This is a genomic window from Streptomyces sp. NPDC060000 (assembly GCF_042737375.1).
Classification (GTDB): domain Bacteria; phylum Actinomycetota; class Actinomycetes; order Streptomycetales; family Streptomycetaceae; genus Streptomyces.
Genome location: NZ_JBHWUU010000029.1, coordinates 1 through 17,554, shown reverse-complemented (window position 1 = coordinate 17,554; position 17,554 = coordinate 1). Strand labels below are relative to the sequence as shown.

General features: G+C 70.8%; 19 protein-coding genes and 3 pseudogenes. 7 read left to right on the top strand and 15 right to left on the bottom strand.

Annotated features, from left to right (window positions below; genetic code table 11):
• Positions 1 to 24: 24 nt before the first annotated feature.
• The 3 genes from ACFWBB_RS17330 to ACFWBB_RS17320 all read left to right on the top strand — a co-directional run bounded on the left by ACFWBB_RS17330 (position 25) and on the right by ACFWBB_RS17320 (position 2,903).
• Positions 25 to 1,821, top strand: a complete 1,797-nt coding sequence (locus tag ACFWBB_RS17330) for a thiamine pyrophosphate-requiring protein (protein WP_385272354.1) — start codon at positions 25 to 27, stop codon at positions 1,819 to 1,821.
• Between the two features lie 69 nt (positions 1,822 to 1,890).
• Positions 1,891 to 2,271 (top strand): DUF2795 domain-containing protein, encoded by a 381-nt coding sequence (locus tag ACFWBB_RS17325; protein WP_385272351.1) that lies wholly within the window; start codon positions 1,891 to 1,893, stop codon positions 2,269 to 2,271.
• A gap of 89 nt (positions 2,272 to 2,360) precedes the next feature.
• Positions 2,361 to 2,903 (top strand): type 1 glutamine amidotransferase domain-containing protein, encoded by a 543-nt coding sequence (locus ACFWBB_RS17320; RefSeq protein WP_385272348.1) that lies wholly within the window; start codon positions 2,361 to 2,363, stop codon positions 2,901 to 2,903.
• 358 nt (positions 2,904 to 3,261) lie between these two features.
• Here ACFWBB_RS17320 and ACFWBB_RS17315 read toward each other — a convergent pair.
• From ACFWBB_RS17315 to ACFWBB_RS17305, 3 genes and pseudogenes are all read right to left on the bottom strand, one after another.
• Positions 3,262 to 3,537, bottom strand: a pseudogene (locus ACFWBB_RS17315) (DUF6158 family protein); the annotation flags it as partial.
• 147 nt (positions 3,538 to 3,684) lie between these two features.
• Entirely contained in the window at positions 3,685 to 5,304 is a 1,620-nt protein-coding gene (locus ACFWBB_RS17310) for an ABC-F family ATP-binding cassette domain-containing protein (RefSeq protein ID WP_385272345.1), read from the bottom strand.
• Positions 5,305 to 5,753: 449 nt separating this feature from the next.
• Positions 5,754 to 6,413, bottom strand: a complete 660-nt coding sequence (locus ACFWBB_RS17305; protein ID WP_385272342.1) for a histidine phosphatase family protein — start codon at positions 6,411 to 6,413, stop codon at positions 5,754 to 5,756.
• A gap of 68 nt (positions 6,414 to 6,481) precedes the next feature.
• On the opposite strand from ACFWBB_RS17305, the pseudogene ACFWBB_RS17300 reads away from it, so the two are divergent.
• From ACFWBB_RS17300 to ACFWBB_RS17290, 3 genes and pseudogenes are all read left to right on the top strand, one after another.
• Positions 6,482 to 7,039 (top strand): annotated as a pseudogene (locus tag ACFWBB_RS17300) (phosphatase PAP2 family protein); the annotation flags it as partial.
• A 283-nt stretch (positions 7,040 to 7,322) separates the two neighbouring features.
• Complete coding sequence (locus ACFWBB_RS17295; protein ID WP_385272339.1) at positions 7,323 to 8,144, top strand: class I SAM-dependent methyltransferase; 822 nt, start codon at positions 7,323 to 7,325, stop codon at positions 8,142 to 8,144.
• A gap of 107 nt (positions 8,145 to 8,251) precedes the next feature.
• Complete coding sequence (locus ACFWBB_RS17290; protein WP_385272336.1) at positions 8,252 to 8,422, top strand: hydrophobic protein; 171 nt, start codon at positions 8,252 to 8,254, stop codon at positions 8,420 to 8,422.
• Positions 8,423 to 8,496: 74 nt separating this feature from the next.
• Here ACFWBB_RS17290 and ACFWBB_RS17285 read toward each other — a convergent pair whose 3' ends face one another.
• The 12 genes and pseudogenes from ACFWBB_RS17285 to ACFWBB_RS17230 all read right to left on the bottom strand — a co-directional run bounded on the left by ACFWBB_RS17285 (position 8,497) and on the right by ACFWBB_RS17230 (position 16,394).
• Positions 8,497 to 8,781 carry a gas vesicle protein K gene (locus ACFWBB_RS17285; RefSeq protein ID WP_385272333.1) on the bottom strand — a complete coding sequence of 95 codons (285 nt, stop codon included), beginning with the start codon at positions 8,779 to 8,781 and terminating at the stop codon, positions 8,497 to 8,499.
• On the bottom strand, positions 8,778 to 8,966 hold the full coding sequence (locus tag ACFWBB_RS17280; protein ID WP_189925808.1) for a gas vesicle protein: 189 nt from the start codon (positions 8,964 to 8,966) through the stop codon (positions 8,778 to 8,780). Before ACFWBB_RS17280 ends, ACFWBB_RS17285 begins: the two co-directional genes overlap by 4 nt.
• On the bottom strand, positions 8,963 to 9,775 hold the full coding sequence (locus tag ACFWBB_RS17275) for a GvpL/GvpF family gas vesicle protein (RefSeq protein ID WP_385272330.1): 813 nt from the start codon (positions 9,773 to 9,775) through the stop codon (positions 8,963 to 8,965). The genes ACFWBB_RS17280 and ACFWBB_RS17275 overlap by 4 nt, the downstream gene beginning before the upstream one ends.
• Complete coding sequence (locus ACFWBB_RS17270; RefSeq protein ID WP_385272327.1) at positions 9,772 to 10,119, bottom strand: gas vesicle protein; 348 nt, start codon at positions 10,117 to 10,119, stop codon at positions 9,772 to 9,774. The genes ACFWBB_RS17275 and ACFWBB_RS17270 overlap by 4 nt, the downstream gene beginning before the upstream one ends.
• Positions 10,116 to 11,333, bottom strand: coding sequence for an SRPBCC family protein (locus ACFWBB_RS17265; RefSeq protein ID WP_385272324.1), 1,218 nt, complete (start codon positions 11,331 to 11,333; stop codon positions 10,116 to 10,118). The genes ACFWBB_RS17270 and ACFWBB_RS17265 overlap by 4 nt, the downstream gene beginning before the upstream one ends.
• Positions 11,330 to 12,295, bottom strand: a complete 966-nt coding sequence (locus ACFWBB_RS17260; protein ID WP_385272321.1) for a DNA primase — start codon at positions 12,293 to 12,295, stop codon at positions 11,330 to 11,332. Before ACFWBB_RS17260 ends, ACFWBB_RS17265 begins: the two co-directional genes overlap by 4 nt.
• The gene (locus ACFWBB_RS17255; protein WP_385272318.1) at positions 12,292 to 12,555 is read right to left on the bottom strand and encodes a gas vesicle protein GvpG; all 264 of its coding nucleotides are present in this window, start codon (positions 12,553 to 12,555) and stop codon (positions 12,292 to 12,294) included. The genes ACFWBB_RS17260 and ACFWBB_RS17255 overlap by 4 nt, the downstream gene beginning before the upstream one ends.
• Before the next feature lie 7 nt (positions 12,556 to 12,562).
• Positions 12,563 to 13,315, bottom strand: coding sequence for a GvpL/GvpF family gas vesicle protein (locus ACFWBB_RS17250; protein ID WP_385272315.1), 753 nt, complete (start codon positions 13,313 to 13,315; stop codon positions 12,563 to 12,565).
• Positions 13,312 to 13,743: a gas vesicle structural protein GvpA gene (locus tag ACFWBB_RS17245; RefSeq protein ID WP_385272312.1), complete on the bottom strand. Its 432-nt coding sequence runs from the start codon at positions 13,741 to 13,743 to the stop codon at positions 13,312 to 13,314. Before ACFWBB_RS17245 ends, ACFWBB_RS17250 begins: the two co-directional genes overlap by 4 nt.
• A gap of 58 nt (positions 13,744 to 13,801) precedes the next feature.
• Positions 13,802 to 14,251, bottom strand: a complete 450-nt coding sequence (locus ACFWBB_RS17240) for a gas vesicle protein (protein WP_385272309.1) — start codon at positions 14,249 to 14,251, stop codon at positions 13,802 to 13,804.
• Between the two features lie 75 nt (positions 14,252 to 14,326).
• Positions 14,327 to 14,530 (bottom strand): annotated as a pseudogene (locus ACFWBB_RS17235) (transketolase); the annotation flags it as partial.
• Between the two features lie 4 nt (positions 14,531 to 14,534).
• Positions 14,535 to 16,394: an FAD-dependent oxidoreductase gene (locus ACFWBB_RS17230; RefSeq protein ID WP_385272306.1), complete on the bottom strand. Its 1,860-nt coding sequence runs from the start codon at positions 16,392 to 16,394 to the stop codon at positions 14,535 to 14,537.
• A gap of 145 nt (positions 16,395 to 16,539) precedes the next feature.
• Between ACFWBB_RS17230 and ACFWBB_RS17225 the strand changes: the two genes are divergently transcribed.
• Complete coding sequence (locus tag ACFWBB_RS17225) at positions 16,540 to 17,493, top strand: LLM class F420-dependent oxidoreductase (protein ID WP_385272303.1); 954 nt, start codon at positions 16,540 to 16,542, stop codon at positions 17,491 to 17,493.
• Positions 17,494 to 17,554 lie beyond the last annotated feature (61 nt).

Genomic DNA, 17,554 nt, shown 5'->3' with positions numbered 1-17,554 from the left:
TCCCCTGCCCAGGAGGTCCCTCCCATGAGCACCAAGGTCTCCGACCACGTCCTTCACCGACTGCGCGCGTGGGGTGTGGAGCAGGTCTTCGGTTACCCCGGCGACGGCATCAACGGCCTGCTCGCCGCCTGGGGCCGGGCCGGGGACCAGCCCCGTTTCATCCAGGCGCGGCACGAGGAGATGTCCGCGTTCCAGGCGGTCGGTTACGCCAAGTTCAGCGGACGGCTCGGGGTGTGCGTGGCGACCTCGGGGCCGGGCGCGATCCACCTCCTCAACGGCCTGTACGACGCGAAACTCGACCATGTGCCGGTCCTCGCGATCGTCGGGCAGACGCACCGCACGGCGATGGGCGGCTCGTACCAGCAGGAGGTGGACCTGCACTCGCTGTTCAAGGACGTCGCCTCGGAGTTCGTCGAGACGGTGACGGTCCCCGAGCAGCTGCCGAACGTCCTGGACCGGGCGATCCGCACCGCGTACGCCCGCCGCTGTCCGACCGCGGTCATCATCCCCGGGGATGTGCAGGAACTTGTCTACGAGGCGCCCACCCACGAGTTCAAGATGGTGCCGTCCAGTCTCGGCCTGAGCGATTGGACGACGGTCCCGTCGGAGGAGCCGTTGCGGCGGGCCGCCGAGATCCTCAACTCCGGTGACAAGGTGGCGATCCTGGCCGGCCAGGGCGCGGCCGGGGCCCGCGCCGAGGTCGAGCGGATCGCCGAACTGCTCGGCGCGGGGGTCGCGAAGGCGCTGCTCGGCAAGGACGTGCTGAGCGACGAACTCCCGTACGTCACCGGTTCGATCGGTCTCCTCGGCACCCGCCCGTCCTACGAGCTGATGCGCGACTGCGACACCCTGCTGACGATCGGCTCGTCCTTCCCGTACGCACAGTTCCTGCCGGAGTCCGGCAAGGCGCGGGGCGTGCAGATCGACATCGATCCGCACATGGTCGGGATGCGCTACCCCTACGAGGTGAACCTCGTCGGCGACGCCGGGGAGACCCTGCGCAGGCTGATCCCGATGATCAGGGGCGAGGAACGTGGCCGGGAGTGGTTCGACACCGTGTGCGACAACGTACGGCGCTGGGACGACGTGCTGGAACGGCGGGCGCGGCTGTCGGCCGATCCGATCAACCCGGAGTACGTGGCCCACACGCTGGATCCGCTGCTGCCGCCCGACGCGATCGTCACCTCGGACTCGGGCTCGGTGGCGAACTGGTACGCCCGCCATCTCACGATGCGCCCCGGCATGCGGGCCTCCCTCTCCGGCACGCTGGCATCGATGGGCTGTGGCGTTCCGTACGCGATCGGCGCGAAGTTCGCCCATCCGGACCGGCCGGTGATCGCGCTGGTCGGGGACGGGGCGATGCAGATGAACGGGCTCGCCGAGCTGATCACGGCGGCCAAGTACAAGGACCGCTGGCTGGACCCGCGCCTGGTGGTCGCGGTGTGGAACAACCGCGATCTGAACCAGGTGACGTGGGAGATGCGCGCCATGGGCGGCGCCCCGTCGTTCCTGCCCTCGCAGGAGCTGCCGGACGTGCAGTACGCGGCGTTCGCCCGTTCCCTGGGGCTGACCGGGGTGCGCGTGGAGACGCCCGAGGACGTGGAGGCGGGCTGGCGTGCGGCCCTGGAGGCGGACGGCCCGGCGGTCGTCGAGTTCCTCACCGACCCGGCCGTTCCACCGATCCCGCCGCACGCGACCTGGGAGCAGATGGAGGCGACGGCCGCGTCGGTCCTCAGGGGCGACGCCGACCGGGGCTCCATGATCAGACAGGGCTTCAGGGCGAAGGTGCAGGAGTTCCTGCCGGGGCGGGAGACGAAGTAGTACGGCCCCGTGTCGGCTCCCTGTCCTCGGGTACGCGGTGGCCACCGCCGAAGATCTGGAGGGAAGGACATGCAGCGAGGCAGCGACCGGTTGAGCGTGCACCGGGACGACGAGATGAAGCACGAGTTGCAGGGCCTGCTGAGGTCCGGACACCCCACGCGGACCGAGGAGTGGCACGACCCCGAGCCGTCCGCCGAGGACGACCCCGAGATCGCGGGCGGGCCGGTGGTGCCGGGGAACCCGCGGGCGACGCTGGCGTCGGTGCGGCTCGAGCTCGCCCGGATCCTGGGACGGAGTTCCTTCCCGGCGGACGCGGGCGCGCTGGCCATGGGTCTGCGCCACGAGAACGCGCCCGACGCGCTCGTGGACGCCGTACGGCAGCTGCCGGGCAAGGACCACTACGCCAACGTCCAGAAGCTGGCCGAGGCGCTGGTCGGCAGCGGCCGGTGACCGGGCGGTACCGGCCGCCGACACCGCCGCGCGCAAGAAGCGCACGAACCGCACGAACCGCAAGGACACGGAAAGGACGTTGAACTCTCATGCGCATCGCGTTTCTGACGGCACCCGAAGGCGTCGAGCAGGTCGAGCTCACCGACCCCTGGCAGGCGGCGGTGGAAGCGGGCCACGAGCCCGTCCTGGTGTCGACCGAGGCCGGCGAGATCCAGGCGTTCAACCATCTCGACAAGGCGGACACGTTCCGGGTGGACGAGGTCGTCGGTGAGACGTCCGCGGAGTCCTTCGGCGGACTGGTCCTGCCGGGCGGCGTCGCGAACCCGGACTTCCTGCGCACCGACGACAAGGCCGTGGCGTTCGTCAGGGACTTCTTCGAGCGGGGCCGCCCGGTCGCCGCGATCTGCCACGCCCCGTGGACCCTCGTCGAGGCGGACGTCGTACGGGGCCGGGTGCTGACCTCGTGGCCGAGCCTCGAAACGGATCTCCGCAACGCCGGCGCCACCTGGGTCGACGAGCAGGTGAAGGTCTGCGACCACGGCCCGAACAAGCTCGTCACCAGCCGCAAGCCGGACGATCTGAAGGCCTTCTGCGAGACGTATCTGGACGTGTTCGCGCAGGAAGCGAGCTGATCAACGGCTGACCTCGGGCGTCGGCGTCGGGCGTCGCGTCGGGCATCGGCGTCAGCGTCGGCCGTCGGCCGTCGGCCGGACACTGTGGACAGTCGACGGCGGACGGCCGCAGGCGAGCGCCGACCGCTGCAGGTTGTCACGCGGCGGTCGCGCACCCCGGCGGTCGCGCGGGAGAACCAGGCGGCTTGTGGTCGGCGAGAACCAGGCGGCTTGTGGTCGGCGAACGACCAAGGACGCCACCAGCAGTCGTACGGCTCCGGTGGGCTCAGGCCCCGCCGGGGCCGTCCGCCGTTCCCCGGCCCCACTTGCCGACCGGGGTGCCCGGGCCGCCCGCCTCGGTCGCCCGGATCCCGGCCCTGGCCGGGCGGACCGAGTCGGCGCCGACGGCCCGTTCCCTCGCCCCCTCGCGGGTACGGCCCGGGGAGACGAGGCGGCGCGGGTTGCGGCGCAGGTACTCGCCCTCCAGCTGGGCCATGCGGTCGTTGTGGGCGCGCAGAGCGTCGTTGGAGCCGTGCAGCAGCGTGTCGTGGCGGGTGCGGTGGATCGTCTCCAGCTCTCTCATCAGCTGCTGGTCGTCCAGCCTGTCCGGGTCGACTCCGGTCATGGTGTTGCCCCGCTCGTCGTGTTCGTCCATACGGTTCGGGTACCCGCCCGGGGGCATGCTCAGCACTCCCCCGAGCGGCATCCGGGCGGAAGCCGTGGAGCGCGCGTGTCTTCGTCCCACTGTACGAACATTCCGGCGCCCGGGCCTCCGCCCGGGCGACCGCCTGGGATCGTCTCCCTACCTGGCCCGCTCCACGCGCCGCTCGTCCCACACGGGCTCCGTGGTCTCCCGGACCCGCCCGTCGCTGCCGAAGACCAGGTAGCGGTCGAAGGCCCGGGCGAACCAGCGGTCGTGGGTGACGGCCAGGACCGTGCCGTCGAACGCCTCCAGGCCCTCCTGAAGGGCTTCGGCGGACTCCAGGTCGAGGTTGTCGGTCGGCTCGTCGAGGAGCAGGGCCGTGACGCCCTGCAGTTCGAGCAGCAGGATCTGGAAGCGGGCCTGCTGGCCGCCGGACAGCCGGTCGAAGGTCTGTTCCGCCTGCTGGGTCAGCTCGTAGCGGCGCAGCCGGGACATGGCCGCGCCCCGGTCCTGGGAGTGCTCGCTCCACAGGATGTCCAGGAGAGTGCGGCCCATCAGCTCGGGATGGGCGTGGGTCTGGGCGAAGTGCCCCGGCACCACACGCGCGCCGAGTTTCCACTCCCCCGTGTGCGCCACGGTGTCACCCGCCAGCAGCCGCAGGAAGTGCGACTTGCCCGAGCCGTTTGAGCCGAGGACGGCGACCCGCTCGCCGTAGAAGACCTCCAGATCGAAGGGCTTCATCAGGCCGGTGAGTTCGAGACCCTTGCAGGTGACCGCTCGTACGCCGGTGCGGCCGCCCTTGAGGCGCATCGTGATGTCCTGCTCGCGGGGCGGCTCCGGCGGCGGCCCTGCCTCCTCGAACTTGCGCAGCCGGGTCTGGGCGGCCTGGTAACGGGAGGCCAACTCATGGCTGATGGAGGCCGCCTGACGGAGGCTCAGAACCAGCTTCTTCAGTTGTGCGTGCTTCTCGTCCCAACGGCGGCGCAACTCCTCGAAGCGGGCGAAGCGTTCACGGCGGGCCTCGTGATAGGTGGCGAAACCGCCGCCGTGCACCCAGGCGTCGGCGCCGGCCGGGCCGGGCTCGACGGAGACGATCTTCTCGGCGGCGCGGGAGAGCAGTTCCCGGTCGTGGGAGACGAAGAGCACCGTCTTGCGGGTCTCCTTCAGCCGTTCCTCCAGCCACCGCTTGCCGGGTACGTCGAGGTAGTTGTCCGGCTCGTCCAGCAGCAGCACCTCGTCGGTGCCGCGCAGCAGCGCCTCCAGCACGAGCCGTTTCTGCTCGCCGCCCGAAAGGGTCCGGACCAGCCGGAACTGGGCCTTGTCGTACGGGACGCCGAGCGCGGCCGTGGTGCACATGTCCCACAGCGTCTCGGCCTCGTACCCGCGCACCTCGGCCCAGTCGGCGAGGGCCTGCGCGTACTGGAGCTGGGCGGCCTCGTCGTCGACGGTCATGAGCTCGTGCTCGGCCCTGTCGACGGCCTGCGCGACCTCTCGGATGCGGGGCGACGCGACGGACACCAGCAGGTCCCGTACGGTCGTCTCGTCCCGTACGGAGCCCACGAACTGGCGCATCACGCCGAGGCCGCCGGACACGGTGACGGTTCCGCCGTGCGGTTTCAGCTCGCCCGAGATCAGCCGCAGCAGGGTGGTCTTGCCGGCTCCGTTGGGTCCGACCAGCGCCACCACGGCCCCTTCGCCCACCCGGAAGGACACGTCGCCGAGCAACGCCCTCCCGTCGGGGAGGTAGTACTCGAGGTGCGCGGCTTCCAGGTGTCCCATGAGGACGCATTGTGCGGGCCGCCCGCGGGATGCGGCAAACCGTTATGCGCGCACGCCGCACGCAGCGCCGCACCGCCCGTCACCCACCGGCCGTCCACCGGCGCCGCTGATCAACCACCGACTCCCCCGGCCACCGACGCAGGCCACCGCCGACACCAGCCAGTGCCTGTCCCACCGAGCCACCCCGGCAGTGTGCGCCGGCACCGTCAGCCGCCACCGTCAGCCCCGTGGTCCGCCACCCTGCGGCAGTCCAGCTGTCGCGGGCGCCATCGTCGCAGTCCGCCGGCCGCCGATGCCTGTCGGTGGCAGCCCTGCCGAGCCACCCGGCAGAGCGCGCCGCCACCGTCAGCACGCCGCGATCCGCCACCCGGCGGCCGTCAGCCGTCCCGGGCGCCACCCTCCACCCGCATCCGCCACTCGCCACCGGTCGCGGGCGCAGTCGGTGGCTGTCAGCCGTCCCGGTCCGTCAGGGGCTGTCCCGTCGGGCCGCCCTCGCCCGCGGGCACGACCGTCGCGCCCGCCCAGGACAGGGCCTTCCAGCCGTCGGCCGGGGAGCCCTCCAGGACGACGGTGCCGGCGTTGGCCAGGCGGTGAGCGGTGGCGAAGGGGATGTCGACGTTGCCGGCGCGGGCGGCCGCCCAGGTGCGGATCGCGGCGCCGTGACTCACCATCGCGACGGTCTCCGCACGGCTCGCCGCGGCTTCGGCGACCACGGCGTCGTACCGCGCCAGGAACTCGGCGCCGCTCTCCCCGCCCGGCATACGCAGACCGACGTCGCCCGCCGCCCAGGCGAACACCGTGCGCATGTAGAGCTCGCCGTGCGCCGAGTCACCGGACAGCATCTCCAGATCACCGGCGGTGATCTCCCGGATGCCGTCGCGGACGAGGACGTCGAGGCCGCGGGCGGCGGCCAGCGGGGCGGCGGTGAGCTGGGTGCGCACGAGAGTGGAGGCGTAGAGCGCCTCGATGCCCTCGTCGACGAGGGCCTGCGGCAGGGCGGCGGCCTGCCGCAGGCCGAGTTCGGTGAGACCGGGGCCGGGGACGGCGGTGTCGAGCAGGTAGTCCACGTTCGTGGGGGTCTGGCCGTGGCGGACGAGCAGCAGTCGCATGCAGTGACCCTCCCGGTCGAAAGGCCGCCCCCGCACAAGAAACGGCCACTCGAGGGTACCCGCAGCGCATGATTCCAAATGTCGATCCCACCGCCCTGAAGCCCGGTCGGCACGGCCTGCGCCGCCGGTTCCTCGCCCTCGACGGCCGGCTGTTCGAGTTCGCCGCCGAGCGGCACTGGCCGGCCGGCGAACCGGTCCTGCCACGGCTGAGCCGCAGCGCGAACCACGGGGTGCTGTGGTTCGCGACGGCGGCGGTCCTCGCCGCGTCCGGCACGCCCCGGGCCCGCCGCGCCGCCGCCCACGGGCTGGCCTCTCTCGGCCTTGCCTCCCTCGCCATCAACACCCTCGGCAAGCGCTCGGCGCACCGGGCCCGGCCCGTGCTGGACGCGGTGCCGCGGGGGCGGCGGCTGAAGCGGCAGCCGATCACCACGTCCTTCCCTTCCGGCCACTCGGCGTCGGCGGCGGCCTTCGCGGCCGGGGTCGCCCTGGAGTCGCCGGCGTGGGGCGCGCTGGTGGCGCCGGTCGCGTTCTCGGTGGTGATGTCCCGGGTGTACACCGGCGTCCACTTCCCGAGCGACGTGCTCGCGGGCGCGGCGCTCGGGGCGGGCGCCGCCCTCGCGGTCCGGCACGCTCCCCGCCCCTGGCGGCAAGGCCGCCAGGGGCGGGCGGAAACACGGGCGACCTCGGAAACACGGGAGACATCGAAGTCACCGCGGTCATCGAAGTCACCACAGTCACGGAAGTCACCGCGGTAGTCGGAGCCACCGGGGTCACTCGGGTCCAAAGGGCGGCAACCGCAGGGGACTGACGCACCATCAGTCCGTAATGCGATACGAAGTGTCTCAGCATCCGATCATCGGCGTACCGTGAGATCACCGGGGACCCGGTTCGTCGAGAAGGGGTGGAGCCATGTCTGAAGCACAGGAGACGGCCGTCTACACGCACGGACACCACGAGTCGGTGCTGCGTTCGCACACCTGGCGGACCGCCGCCAACTCCGCGGCCTACCTGCTGGCTTCGCTGAAGCCGCACATGAAGGTCCTGGACGTCGGCTGCGGGCCCGGCACCATCACGGCCGACCTGGCCGCCCTGGTCCCCGACGGACACGTCACCGGCGTCGACCAGGCGCCGGGAATCCTGGAGCAGGCGCGGGCCACGGCCGCCGAGCGGGGTCTGACCAACATCGACTTCGCGGTCGCCGACGTGCATGCCCTGGCCTACCCGGACGACACGTTCTGCGTCGTCCACGCCCACCAGGTGCTCCAGCACGTGGGCGACCCTGTGCAGGCGCTGCGCGAGATGCTGCGGGTGACCAGGCCCGGCGGTTACATCGCGGTCCGCGACTCGGACTACGCGGCGATGACCTGGTACCCCGCCTCGCCCGGAATGGACGACTGGCTGGACCTGTACCGCCGGGTGGCCAGGTCCAACGGCGGCGAACCGGACGCCGGACGCCGGCTGAAGTCCTGGGCGCTGGCCGCGGGCTGCACCGACATCACGGCCACCTCCGCCACCTGGACCTTCAGCACCGCCGAGGAGCGGGCCTGGTGGAGCGGCCTGTGGGCCGACCGCACCCTGGCCTCGGCGTACGCGGAGCGCGCCACGCGGGGAGGGCACGCCACGGTGGAGCGGCTGCGCGCCGTGTCGGAGGCCTGGCGGGACTGGGGGCGGCGGGAGGACGGCTGGTTCAGCGTCCTGCACGCGGAGATCCTGGGCCGGAAGGCCGTCTGATCCGCGACGGTCAGCAGAGGACCCGCGGACGAATCGCGCACGGAACGTGAACGAAGCGCGAATGATTCCGGGAATCCGGGAAACCCGCATTGCAGGAGGTTGACACTATGGTTCCCATCCTGCTGGTACTGCTGCTGGTACTGATTCTTTTCGGTGCCGGATTCGCGGTGAATTTGCTCTGGTGGATCGCGCTCGCGGTTCTGGTCCTCTGGCTGCTCGGCTTCCTGGCTCGCGGCACGAATGCCTCGGGAGGCAGGGGCCGCTGGTACAGGTGGTGAACTGAAGTACGACGTGGCAAAACGAAATACCACCCGCTTCCCCGGGCGTGAGCGACTCACCAACCGTGAGCGGCTCATTCCCGGGGAAGCAGCGGTCCCAGCGGCCCGAGGTCCAGATTGAGGTCCTCGGGCCGCAGTCCGTAGCGTTCACGCAACTCGGTCATGCGATCGTCGAGCAGCATCAGGGTGAGCCCGATCCGCTCCTCCTGTTCCTCGTTCAGATCACCCGTGTCGAAGCGGCGCAGCGCCTGCCGTTCCATCAGCTGACGGAGCAACTCCACGACGGTCAGGACGAGTTTGACCAGATCCCGCTCGACCGTGTCGGGCTCGAGATCAACATGGTTGCGTCGCTCCGTCACAGCAACTCCCCCCAGGGCGACGGCACCTGTTCATTGACCGAACTGATCAGTGCGTTCAGATCGATACGGACGAGGTCGACGTCCGCGATGCGCAGGGTGATGTCCCCCGTGATGACGACCCCGCCGGCCAGCAGCCGGTCGAGCAAATCGACAAGGGCGACCTCACGGCGCTCCACCACGGTCATACCCCCTGCACCTCCCCCGGGTCACCCGCGCCGGTCTCCGTGGCCCGCGACTCCGCCGCGGCCTCCACGAAGGAATAGGCGGCCCACGGTCCTGTGAGTTCCACCCGCATTCCGGATTCCTCACCCTTGGTGCGATCCACGATTTCCACGAATTCCTCGGATTCGGCGCGCGGAACGAGATAGGCGGCGTTCAGCACATTCTGTCCTGTCGCCTTGGAGAGGGCGGCGTTCTGCGGCGGGTGGAGGCGGGCGGCGTCGGCGCGCGCGGACAACGTGGTGTGCAGGCGTCCGGCGAACCGCTCGGCCCGCTGCCAGGTGTCCTCGTGGGCCCGGGCCGCCCTGCGTCGCTGCATCAGATAGTCGCGGCCCGAGGCGGGCTTCGTCACCGTCTGCTCGGACTCCTCCTGCACCTCGGGTTCGACATACACCTTCACCCCCCACTCGACCCGGCCCGCGAGACGGTCCAGGGTGCGCCGGAAGTCGTCCTCGCGCTCCTCCATCATCACGCGGACGCCGCTGTCGTCCCGGAACACGGTGGCGAGCCGGAGCGGCAGGGGCGTGCTGACGGCGGTCAGCGCGTCGATCACCTGCTGATGGGCGCGGGCGGTCTCCGTCAGCCAGTCCAGGTCCTCCAGACGGCGCCGGAGCGGCCCCTCGGCGAAGTCCCGCTCCGGCACATGGCTGACCACGGCCACCAGGCCGTGGTGGTTGAGCAGTCGGGGCGGATCGCCCGCCACCCCCGACAGGTCGGCCTGGAGGGGCGCGCCGAGGGGGCGGCAGACGGCGTACACGTAACGCAGTCCGGTCATGCGGACTCCTCCCGGACTTCCTTCGGGGCACGGCCCAGCTCCAGTTCCTCCAAGCGCGCCAACCGCTCCCGCAACTCGGCGTTCTCCCGCGCGAGTTCGTTGCGGCGCGCACCGGAGGACAGGGCCGGGTCGTCCTCCCACCAGTCGATGCCCATCTCCTTGGCCTTGTCGACCGAGGCGACGATGAGGCGGAGCTTGATGGTGAGCAGTTCGATGTCGAGCAGGTTGATCCGGATGTCGCCCGCGATGACTATGCCCTTGTCGAGGACACGTTCCAGGATGTCGGCGAGGTTGGCTCCGCCGCCCTGGCCGTACGGCTCCGGCATCCGGCTCGACATGCTCATCGACGGCTCCTGCGCTTGGCGTGCGCCTCCTCGTCCCGGGGCTCCTCCTCCTCGGGCTCGCCCTCGGGCTGCTCCTCCTCGTCGTACTCCTCGTACTCGTCCTCGGCGGCCTCGTCGCTCTCGTCGTCCGCCGGCTCGCCCTCCTCGTCGTACTCCTCGCCCTCTTCCTCGTCCGCGGGCTCGTCCTCGGCGTACGGGGCCTCTTCCTCGTCCTCCTCATAGTCCTCCGGGCCGCCGTCCTCGGCATCCCGCGGCTCGTCGCCCTCCTCGGGCTCGCCGTTCTCCTCGTTCTCCTGGTTCTGCTCGTTCTCCTCTTCCTCGGCGATCGCGTCCTCGTGGGACGTGACGACCTCGCCGTCGCGGATCTCCCCGCGCCAGCTGTCCTTCGCCTCACCCTTGATGGTGATGAAGCGGGCGAAGTTCTTGAGGTCGAGGCGGGCGCGGCGGCCCTGGGCACGCCAGATGTTGCCGGTCTTCTCGAAGAGACCCGTCGGGTAGTACTCGATGACCAGCAGGATCCGGGTGAGGTTCTCGGCGAGCTCGTGGAAGGAGACGACGCCCTTGGTCGTGCCCTTGGCGCCCTCCGACGTCCAGGCGATCCGGTCGTCCGGCACCTGTTCGGTGGTCTTCGCCTTCCAGCTGCGGTTGGACCAGAAGACCTTCGCCTGCCAGTCGCTGGTGGTGTCGTCGGCGCGGTTGGCGCTCTTGACGCCCTTGGCGAAGGTGCTGAAGTCCTGGTACTGCGTCCACTGGTCGTAGGCGGTGCGCAGCGAGACGCCGACGTCGATCGTCTCCATGATGACGGTCGGCTTGTTGCCCGCGCTCTTCTTGCCCTTGCCGCCCTTGCCGCCGCCGAGGTTCTTGAAAGCGCCGGTCACCTTGTCCTTGACTCGCGAGGCTCCGAGTTCCACTGCGGAGCGCAGCGGCCCCTTGCCCTCGGCGATCTTGCGACCGCCGTCGAGGGCGAGTTTGGCGAAGCCCGGACTGCTGCCCTCGGCGATGTCGTTGAGTTTGTTCGTGGTTTCGCCGAGCTTGTGGCCGACGCCGGTCAGCAGGCGCGTGGCCTGCGCGGAGAGGTATTCCTGCACCTCTTCCTTGAGCCGGTCGGCGGCCTCGCTGTGAGCGAGTCCGGAGAGCGGGTTGCCTCCTGCCGCCTTGCCCGCGGTGGAGTCCGCGGACGTCGCGGATTTGGCGGATCCCAGGGTGTCGGTCATCGGTCGCCGCCTTCCTTCGTCCGCCGGGTCCTGGAGGCGGTGCCCGAGGCGGTCCTCGAGCCCGGCTTCCTGGCCGAGGCGGTCTTCTTCGCGGCCGTGCCGCGGGCCGGAGCCTTCCTGGCGGGCGCCTTCTTCGCGGGGGCCTTCTTCGCGGGGGCCTGCTTGGCCGTCTTCTTCGCGGGGGCCTGCTTGGCCGTCTTCTTCGCGGGGGCCCTCTTCGCGGGGGCCTGCTTGGCCGTCTTCTTCGCCGGCGCCTTCTTCGCCGGCGCCTTCTTCGCCGCGGTCTTCCTCGGCGGTGCCTCTTCCTCCTCCTCTTCCTCGTCCTCGTCCTCGGCCCGAGGCTCCTCGTCCTCCTCCTCTTCCTCTTCCTCTTCCTCGGAGGCGTCCCTAGGCTCCTCTTCCTCCTCCTCTTCCTCTTCCTCCTCCTCGTCCTCTTCCTCGGCCCGAGGCTCCTCTTCCTCTTCCTCCTCCTCGTCCTCTTCCTCGGCCCGAGGCTCCTCTTCCTCCTCCTCGTCCTCTTCCTCGGCCCGAGGCTCCTCTTCCTCCTCCTCTTCCTCCTCCTCGTCCTCGTCCTCGGCCCGAGGCTCCTCGTCGTACTCCTCGTCGGCCTCGTCGTCGTCCTGCTCGCCGTCCTGGCCGGGCACGACGCCCTCGAGCTGATCGCGCACCTCCGCGGTGCGGCCGTGCAGCCGGTCCGCGAGCGCCTCGATCTGCCGCTCGACCATCGCGCCGGAGGCGGCCTTGCCGACCCCGCGCAGGTCCTGGCGCAGCTGATCCCCGATCTCCTTGAACTGCGGGTTGTTCTGCAGCTGCTGGGAGACCAGGTCGGCAATGCCCTTGGGTGTCAGGTTCATCTTCTTGCCCGCCACCAACGAGCCCAGGGCGAAAGCCATTTTCATCTTCTTCGTACGTCCGAGGACGTATCCGGCCCCCACCGCGAGTCCCAGTCCTACTCGGTTCATCCTGTCCACCCGTCGTCCGTTCCCGCGCTCCTGCGCGTCGCGCTCTCGAGCCGGTCGAGGAGGGCGTCCTCCTCGCGGTCGAACTCCTCCGGGGTGATCTCTTCGGCGTCCAACCGCTCCTCCAGCCGGGCCAGTTCGGCACGGACCGTGGACGGGTCGTAGTAGATCCGCTCGGCCTCCTGGACCAGCTGTCCGATCACCCAGCCGCTGCCGCGCACCGGGGCGAACGGCAGCAGCAGTACCTCTGAGATCAGTCCCATGACGCACCTACTCCGTGGTGGTGCCCGCCGGTTCGGCCGGGCCGGGTTCGACGAAGCTGTACGGCGGCAGCGGTCCGTTGATGCGCAGTTCGAGGTGCGGCCGGCCCTTGCGGAGTTCCTCCGCCGCCTCCAGGAACCCGGCCGCCGAGTCCCGGTCCACCAGGAACGAGACATTGACCAGCCAGCCCGTGGACTCGGGACCCATGCTGGTGGCCGCGGCCAGCGGCTGGAGGTTCTGCTGCACGTCGACCGCGTCCTCGGCCTCCTTGCCCTTGACCGCGGCGGCCACCATCTCGCCGAGCTGGAGCCGCTGTTCATGGCTGCCGCCGCCCGCCTGCCGGTTGGCCTCGGCGAGGGACCGCAGCTCGGGGTTCTCCGCCATCACCAGGTGCAGGACGGCCTCCTCGACGTGCGTGGCCTTGATGTTGTACTCGACCTTGTTGTCGAGGGCCCGCAGCCGCTCCTCGTAGTGCTCGGTACGCTCGGCGAGCACCCCGGTGACGGAGCTGTCGTCGGGGGCGACACTCCCGAACCGCATGGGCAGCACGCAACCGTCGGCGCCCGCCTCGGCGAGCACGGCCTGGTGGGCGAGCAGTTCCCTGCGCTTGGGCCGCAGCCCCTCGGGGGCGTCGCTGACGACGGCGGCCAGGGTGCCCTCCTTCAGGACGCGGATCGGCAGGGCCGGGTCGCCGACGCCGGCCAGGCCCTCGGGGAGGGCGGAGTGCGAACTCGCGACGATGCCGTACACGTAGGTGCTCACTCCTGCTCCTCCTTCCTGCGTGCAGCGGTGCTCTTGCGCGCCCGCGGCCTGGACTCCCGCTCCGGGGAAGCCTCGTCACGGGACTGCTTGAAGGCGTCGGAGATCGTCTCCGCGGCACCGGACAGCGCGCCCTTGGACTTGCCGCGCGCTCCGGATTCGGTGATCTCGCCGACCAGGTCGGGCAGGCCCGGGCTCTTGCGCGGCCCCGCCTCCAGGTCCAGCCGGTTGCACGCCTCGGCGAAGCGGAGGTAGGTGTCGACGCTGGCGACCACGACCCGTACATCGATCTTGAGGATCTCGATACCGACCAGGGACACCCGCACGAACGCGTCGATGACGAGACCCCTGTCGAGGACGAGCTCCAGCACGTCGTAGAGGCCGCTGGAGCCACCTCCACCGCCGGACTGTTGTGCCGGGACAACGGTCATCTCTACCGCGCCTCCTTGTCTGGGATTGAGTGATCGGACAGTGCTGCGGTCCGGCGGCCTAGCGCCCGCCGGACCGATGTGCGTCGGCGCGCCCGCGCTCGTAGCGGCGGACGCGCTTGTAACCGGTGAGCTGGCCCTGCGGATCGAGGTCGACCTGGTAGCTCGCCATCAGGCTCATCGTGTCGGGCACGCGGGTGAGCTCCAGGACCTCGATCTCCAGGGACCAGCCGTCCTGCGTCTGCTCGAAGGAGGAGACGCTCTCGGCGGTCATGCCGGTCAGCTCCGCGAGCTGGGCGCGCGCCTGTCGCAGCACCTCCATGGGGCCCGGCCGGTTCTCCGCCACGTCGTCCTTGCCTTCCTTGCTCGGTGAAGACTTACGTGAGTCGTGCGACTCATGTGATCTATGAGAAATATGTGAGTTACGTGACGTGTGTGACTCTGCTTTGCTGTGTGTGTTCACCTTGGCCACCTCTTCTACCGGGTGGCCCGAGAGCTCTTGGCCAAACATTCACGCGTCACGAAGTGCGTCGAGCCGGCGCCGGGCCGGTCCCAGGGCACGCCCGCGGCCCGGCAGAACGGCCCAGGGACGGGTGTGGCCCTGCTCGGCGGCGTCGGGCGGGTGGGCCGGGCGGTCGAAGTCGTAGCGGAAGTGGTGGGCGAGCGGCACGGCCATCAGCTCCGCGGCCGACATCGATGACGTCGGATGCCCGGACCCCGCAGCGGCGGAGGCACGCACGCTGGCGACCCGCAACTGCTGTCCGAGTTGAGCGAGTTCGGCGGTGTCCATCAAACTACCGGTCTCCTTCTGTACGCCCTTCGCCACGCTCGACGGGGCCGGGGGCGGGCTCGTTGCCGTCCGCCCCCCGACCGGACTGCTGCTTCGCGGGCTCGGCGGCGGTCTCGTCGTTCCGCCCGGTCGCCGGTCCGGAACTGTGCTGCCCCACCTCCGGTGTCGGCGCCGTGATCGACTGGGAGCCGTCCTCGGGCGACCGCTGACCCGCGCGGGGCCCGCCGTCGCCGTCTCCATGCCGTCCCACCTCGGGTGTCGGCGCGGTGATCGACTGGGAGTCGTCCTCCGGGGAGGGGTGCTGCTCGCCGGACCCGCCTGTCGTCTGGTTCACGTCGTTCGCGTCGTTCACGTCGTTTCCCTCATTCCTGTCGTGGGTGTTCTTGCCGTGGGTGTTCCTGTCGGCCGTGTTCCTGTCGGCCGTGTTCCTGTCGGCCGTGTTCCTGTCGGCCGTGTTCCTGTCGGTCTCGTCGGCCGGGGCATTCCCGGCGTTCACGTCCGCCTCGGTGGCCGCGCCGGGTCCGGAGGCCGCCGTCTCGCGCCTTCGGTCGTGCGGCAGCCGTGCCAGTTCCGGCGACGCCGTGTCCAGCGGTACCGAGCGGGACCGGACGAGACCCAACTGCACGTCCTGGCGCGGGAGTACGGCGTCCAGCAGCCAGTCGGCGGCGACCCGGACGCGGTTGCCGGGCATGGCGGCGAGATGGTAACCGCGGGTGACCGCGCCGGCCGCGGGACCGGACAGATGGACGCCGAGCGGATTGGCGGCCGCCTGTACGCCGCCCAGGTCCACGACGAACCCCAGGTCCTTGTGCCGGTACGGTCGCAGACCGGCTGCGCGTCCGCCCGCGCCGAGCGAGGCGGCGACGTTCTGCCCGGCCACCTTGCCCTGCCGCCACGCGTGCTGCGCGGTCATCGGCGTGTACTCCCCGGGCCTGTCCAGATCCGGCACGGCGGCCGCGTCACCGCACGCGAACACCTCGGGCCTGCCCGGCACCTGGAGCGTCGGCTCGACGAGCAGCCGCCCGCGTTCCAGGGGCAGCCCGAGCGACTCCACCAGTGGATCGGGCCGTACGCCCACGCACCACACCAGGGTGCGGGTGTCGACGAACTCGCCGTCGGTCAGCAGCACCCCGTCCCGCGTGGCCTCCTTCACGGAGGTTCCCATGCGTATCTCGACGCCCCGTTCACGCAGCACCCGGTCGGCGGTACGGGACAGGCGTTCGTCCAGTTCGGGCAGGACGCGCGACGCGACGTCGAGCAGCAGCCAGCGCGGCCGCATGCCCCTGCGCAGGGGGTGGGCGCGGACCAGGGCGTCGGTGAACAGCTGTCCCTGCGCGGCCACTTCGGTACCGGTGTATCCCGCGCCGACCACGACGAACGTACAACGTGCCGTGCGCTCGTCCGCGTTGTCGCCGGAGGCGGCCGACTCCACCTGCCGGATGAGGTGATCGCGCAGGTAGAGGGCTTCGGGCAGGCCGCGGAACCCGTGCGCGTGCTCGGCGACCCCCGGGATGGGCAGCAGCTTGTCGACGCTGCCCGCGGCGAGGACGAGCCGGTCGTAGCCGAGGGTGCCCCGGTCGCCCTCGGGGTCCGTGTAGTGGACGGTCCGCGTGTCGAGGTCGATGTGGCCGGCCTCGCCGAGCACCAGCCGCACCGCACGCAGGTTCGCCGACAGGGAGACGGTGACCCGGCGCGGTTCGAGGATGCCGGCCGCCACCTGGGGCAGCAGGGGCACGTACAGGAAGTGGTCGGTCGGGTTGAGCAGGGTGATGTCGGCGCGGCCCCGGGACGCCCGCGACAGGGTGCGGGCCGCCCGGTACCCGGCGAAGCCGGCTCCGACGATCACGATGCGGGGGCGGCTCACGTAAGCCTCCGAAGGGGTGCGGCGGTCGTCATGCGAAGGTTTCCGCGTCCCCCGGGCAGGAGCCGCCAAACGTGCGCCGGTTTCCCGTCCGGGCGCCGGGTACTCGGAGCGCGACCCGACCCGCCCAGTCTCGGAGGTACTTTTCATGCCCGAGTACGGCTACTTCCTGTCCTGCGAGGAGTTCGGCCCCGCAGACCTCGTCGAGCAGGCCCGGATGGCCGAGCAGGCCGGTTTCCAGGCGCTGTGGATCTCCGACCACTACCACCCGTGGAACGACGCACAGGGGCAGAGCCCGTTCGTCTGGTCGGTGATCGGCGCACTGTCGGAGGCGGTGTCCCTGCCGATCGAGACGGCCGTGACCTGTCCGACCGTGCGGATCCACCCGGCGGTGGTGGCGCAGGCGGCCGCCACGTCCGCGGTGATGACCAACGGCCGTTTCCGCCTCGGCATCGGCACGGGCGAGGCCCTGAACGAGCACATCCTCGGCGACGCCTGGCCGCCCGCGAACGTACGCATGGAGATGCTGGAGGAGGCGGTGCAGATCATGCGCCGGCTCTTCACGGGCGAGGAGGTCAGCCACTACGGCACGCACTACAAGGTGGAGAACGCCCGCCTGTACACCGTCCCCGACGAGCCCGTCCCGATCGACATCTCGGGCTTCGGCCCCAAGGCGACCTCGCTCGCGTCCCGCGTGGGCGACGGCTTCATCACGATGATGCCGCAGGAGTCGATGGTGGAGCAGTTCCGCAAGGGCGGCGGCGGAGCCAAGCCGGTCAGCGGCGGCACGAAGGTCTGTTACGGCACGGACCGCGCCGAGGCCGTCCGTACGGTGCACCGGCTGTGGTCGAACCAGCTGCTGCCCGGCGAGATGGCGCAGATCCTGCCCACTCCGAGCCACTTCGAGCAGTTGCAGCCGCTGGTCAGCGAGGAGATGGTCGGCGAGAACACGGTGTGCGGCGACGACGTCGACGAGCACGTCGAAGCCCTCACCGCCTTCGCCGACGCGGGCTTCGACCGGATCTACGTCAACCAGATCGGCCCCGACCAGCGCGGCTTCTTCGACTTCTACCGTACGAAGGTGCTGCCCCGCCTCCAGTGAGTCCGACCGTCGTCAACTCCTCGGGGGCACGCATCGGGCGGCCCCGCGGCAACTGTTGCCG

Bases quoted from the DNA above. Each gene is read 5' to 3' on its own strand.
- ACFWBB_RS17290 (WP_385272336.1), top strand. From the start codon at position 8,252: ATGGTTCCCATCCTGCTGGTACTGCTGCTGGTACTGATTCTTTTCGGT.
- ACFWBB_RS17225 (WP_385272303.1), top strand. From the start codon at position 16,540: ATGCCCGAGTACGGCTACTTCCTGTCCTGCGAGGAGTTCGGCCCCGCA.
- ACFWBB_RS17330 (WP_385272354.1), top strand. From the start codon at position 25: ATGAGCACCAAGGTCTCCGACCACGTCCTTCACCGACTGCGCGCGTGG.
- ACFWBB_RS17275 (WP_385272330.1), bottom strand. From the start codon at position 9,775: ATGACCGGACTGCGTTACGTGTACGCCGTCTGCCGCCCCCTCGGCGCG.
- ACFWBB_RS17265 (WP_385272324.1), bottom strand. From the start codon at position 11,333: ATGACCGACACCCTGGGATCCGCCAAATCCGCGACGTCCGCGGACTCC.
- ACFWBB_RS17270 (WP_385272327.1), bottom strand. From the start codon at position 10,119: ATGAGCATGTCGAGCCGGATGCCGGAGCCGTACGGCCAGGGCGGCGGA.
- ACFWBB_RS17295 (WP_385272339.1), top strand. From the start codon at position 7,323: ATGTCTGAAGCACAGGAGACGGCCGTCTACACGCACGGACACCACGAG.
- ACFWBB_RS17325 (WP_385272351.1), top strand. From the start codon at position 1,891: ATGCAGCGAGGCAGCGACCGGTTGAGCGTGCACCGGGACGACGAGATG.
- ACFWBB_RS17240 (WP_385272309.1), bottom strand. From the start codon at position 14,251: ATGTTTGGCCAAGAGCTCTCGGGCCACCCGGTAGAAGAGGTGGCCAAG.
- ACFWBB_RS17305 (WP_385272342.1), bottom strand. From the start codon at position 6,413: ATGCGACTGCTGCTCGTCCGCCACGGCCAGACCCCCACGAACGTGGAC.
- ACFWBB_RS17280 (WP_189925808.1), bottom strand. From the start codon at position 8,966: ATGACCGTGGTGGAGCGCCGTGAGGTCGCCCTTGTCGATTTGCTCGAC.
- ACFWBB_RS17260 (WP_385272321.1), bottom strand. From the start codon at position 12,295: ATGAACCGAGTAGGACTGGGACTCGCGGTGGGGGCCGGATACGTCCTC.
- ACFWBB_RS17310 (WP_385272345.1), bottom strand. From the start codon at position 5,304: ATGGGACACCTGGAAGCCGCGCACCTCGAGTACTACCTCCCCGACGGG.
- ACFWBB_RS17245 (WP_385272312.1), bottom strand. From the start codon at position 13,743: ATGACCGTTGTCCCGGCACAACAGTCCGGCGGTGGAGGTGGCTCCAGC.
- ACFWBB_RS17255 (WP_385272318.1), bottom strand. From the start codon at position 12,555: ATGGGACTGATCTCAGAGGTACTGCTGCTGCCGTTCGCCCCGGTGCGC.
- ACFWBB_RS17320 (WP_385272348.1), top strand. From the start codon at position 2,361: ATGCGCATCGCGTTTCTGACGGCACCCGAAGGCGTCGAGCAGGTCGAG.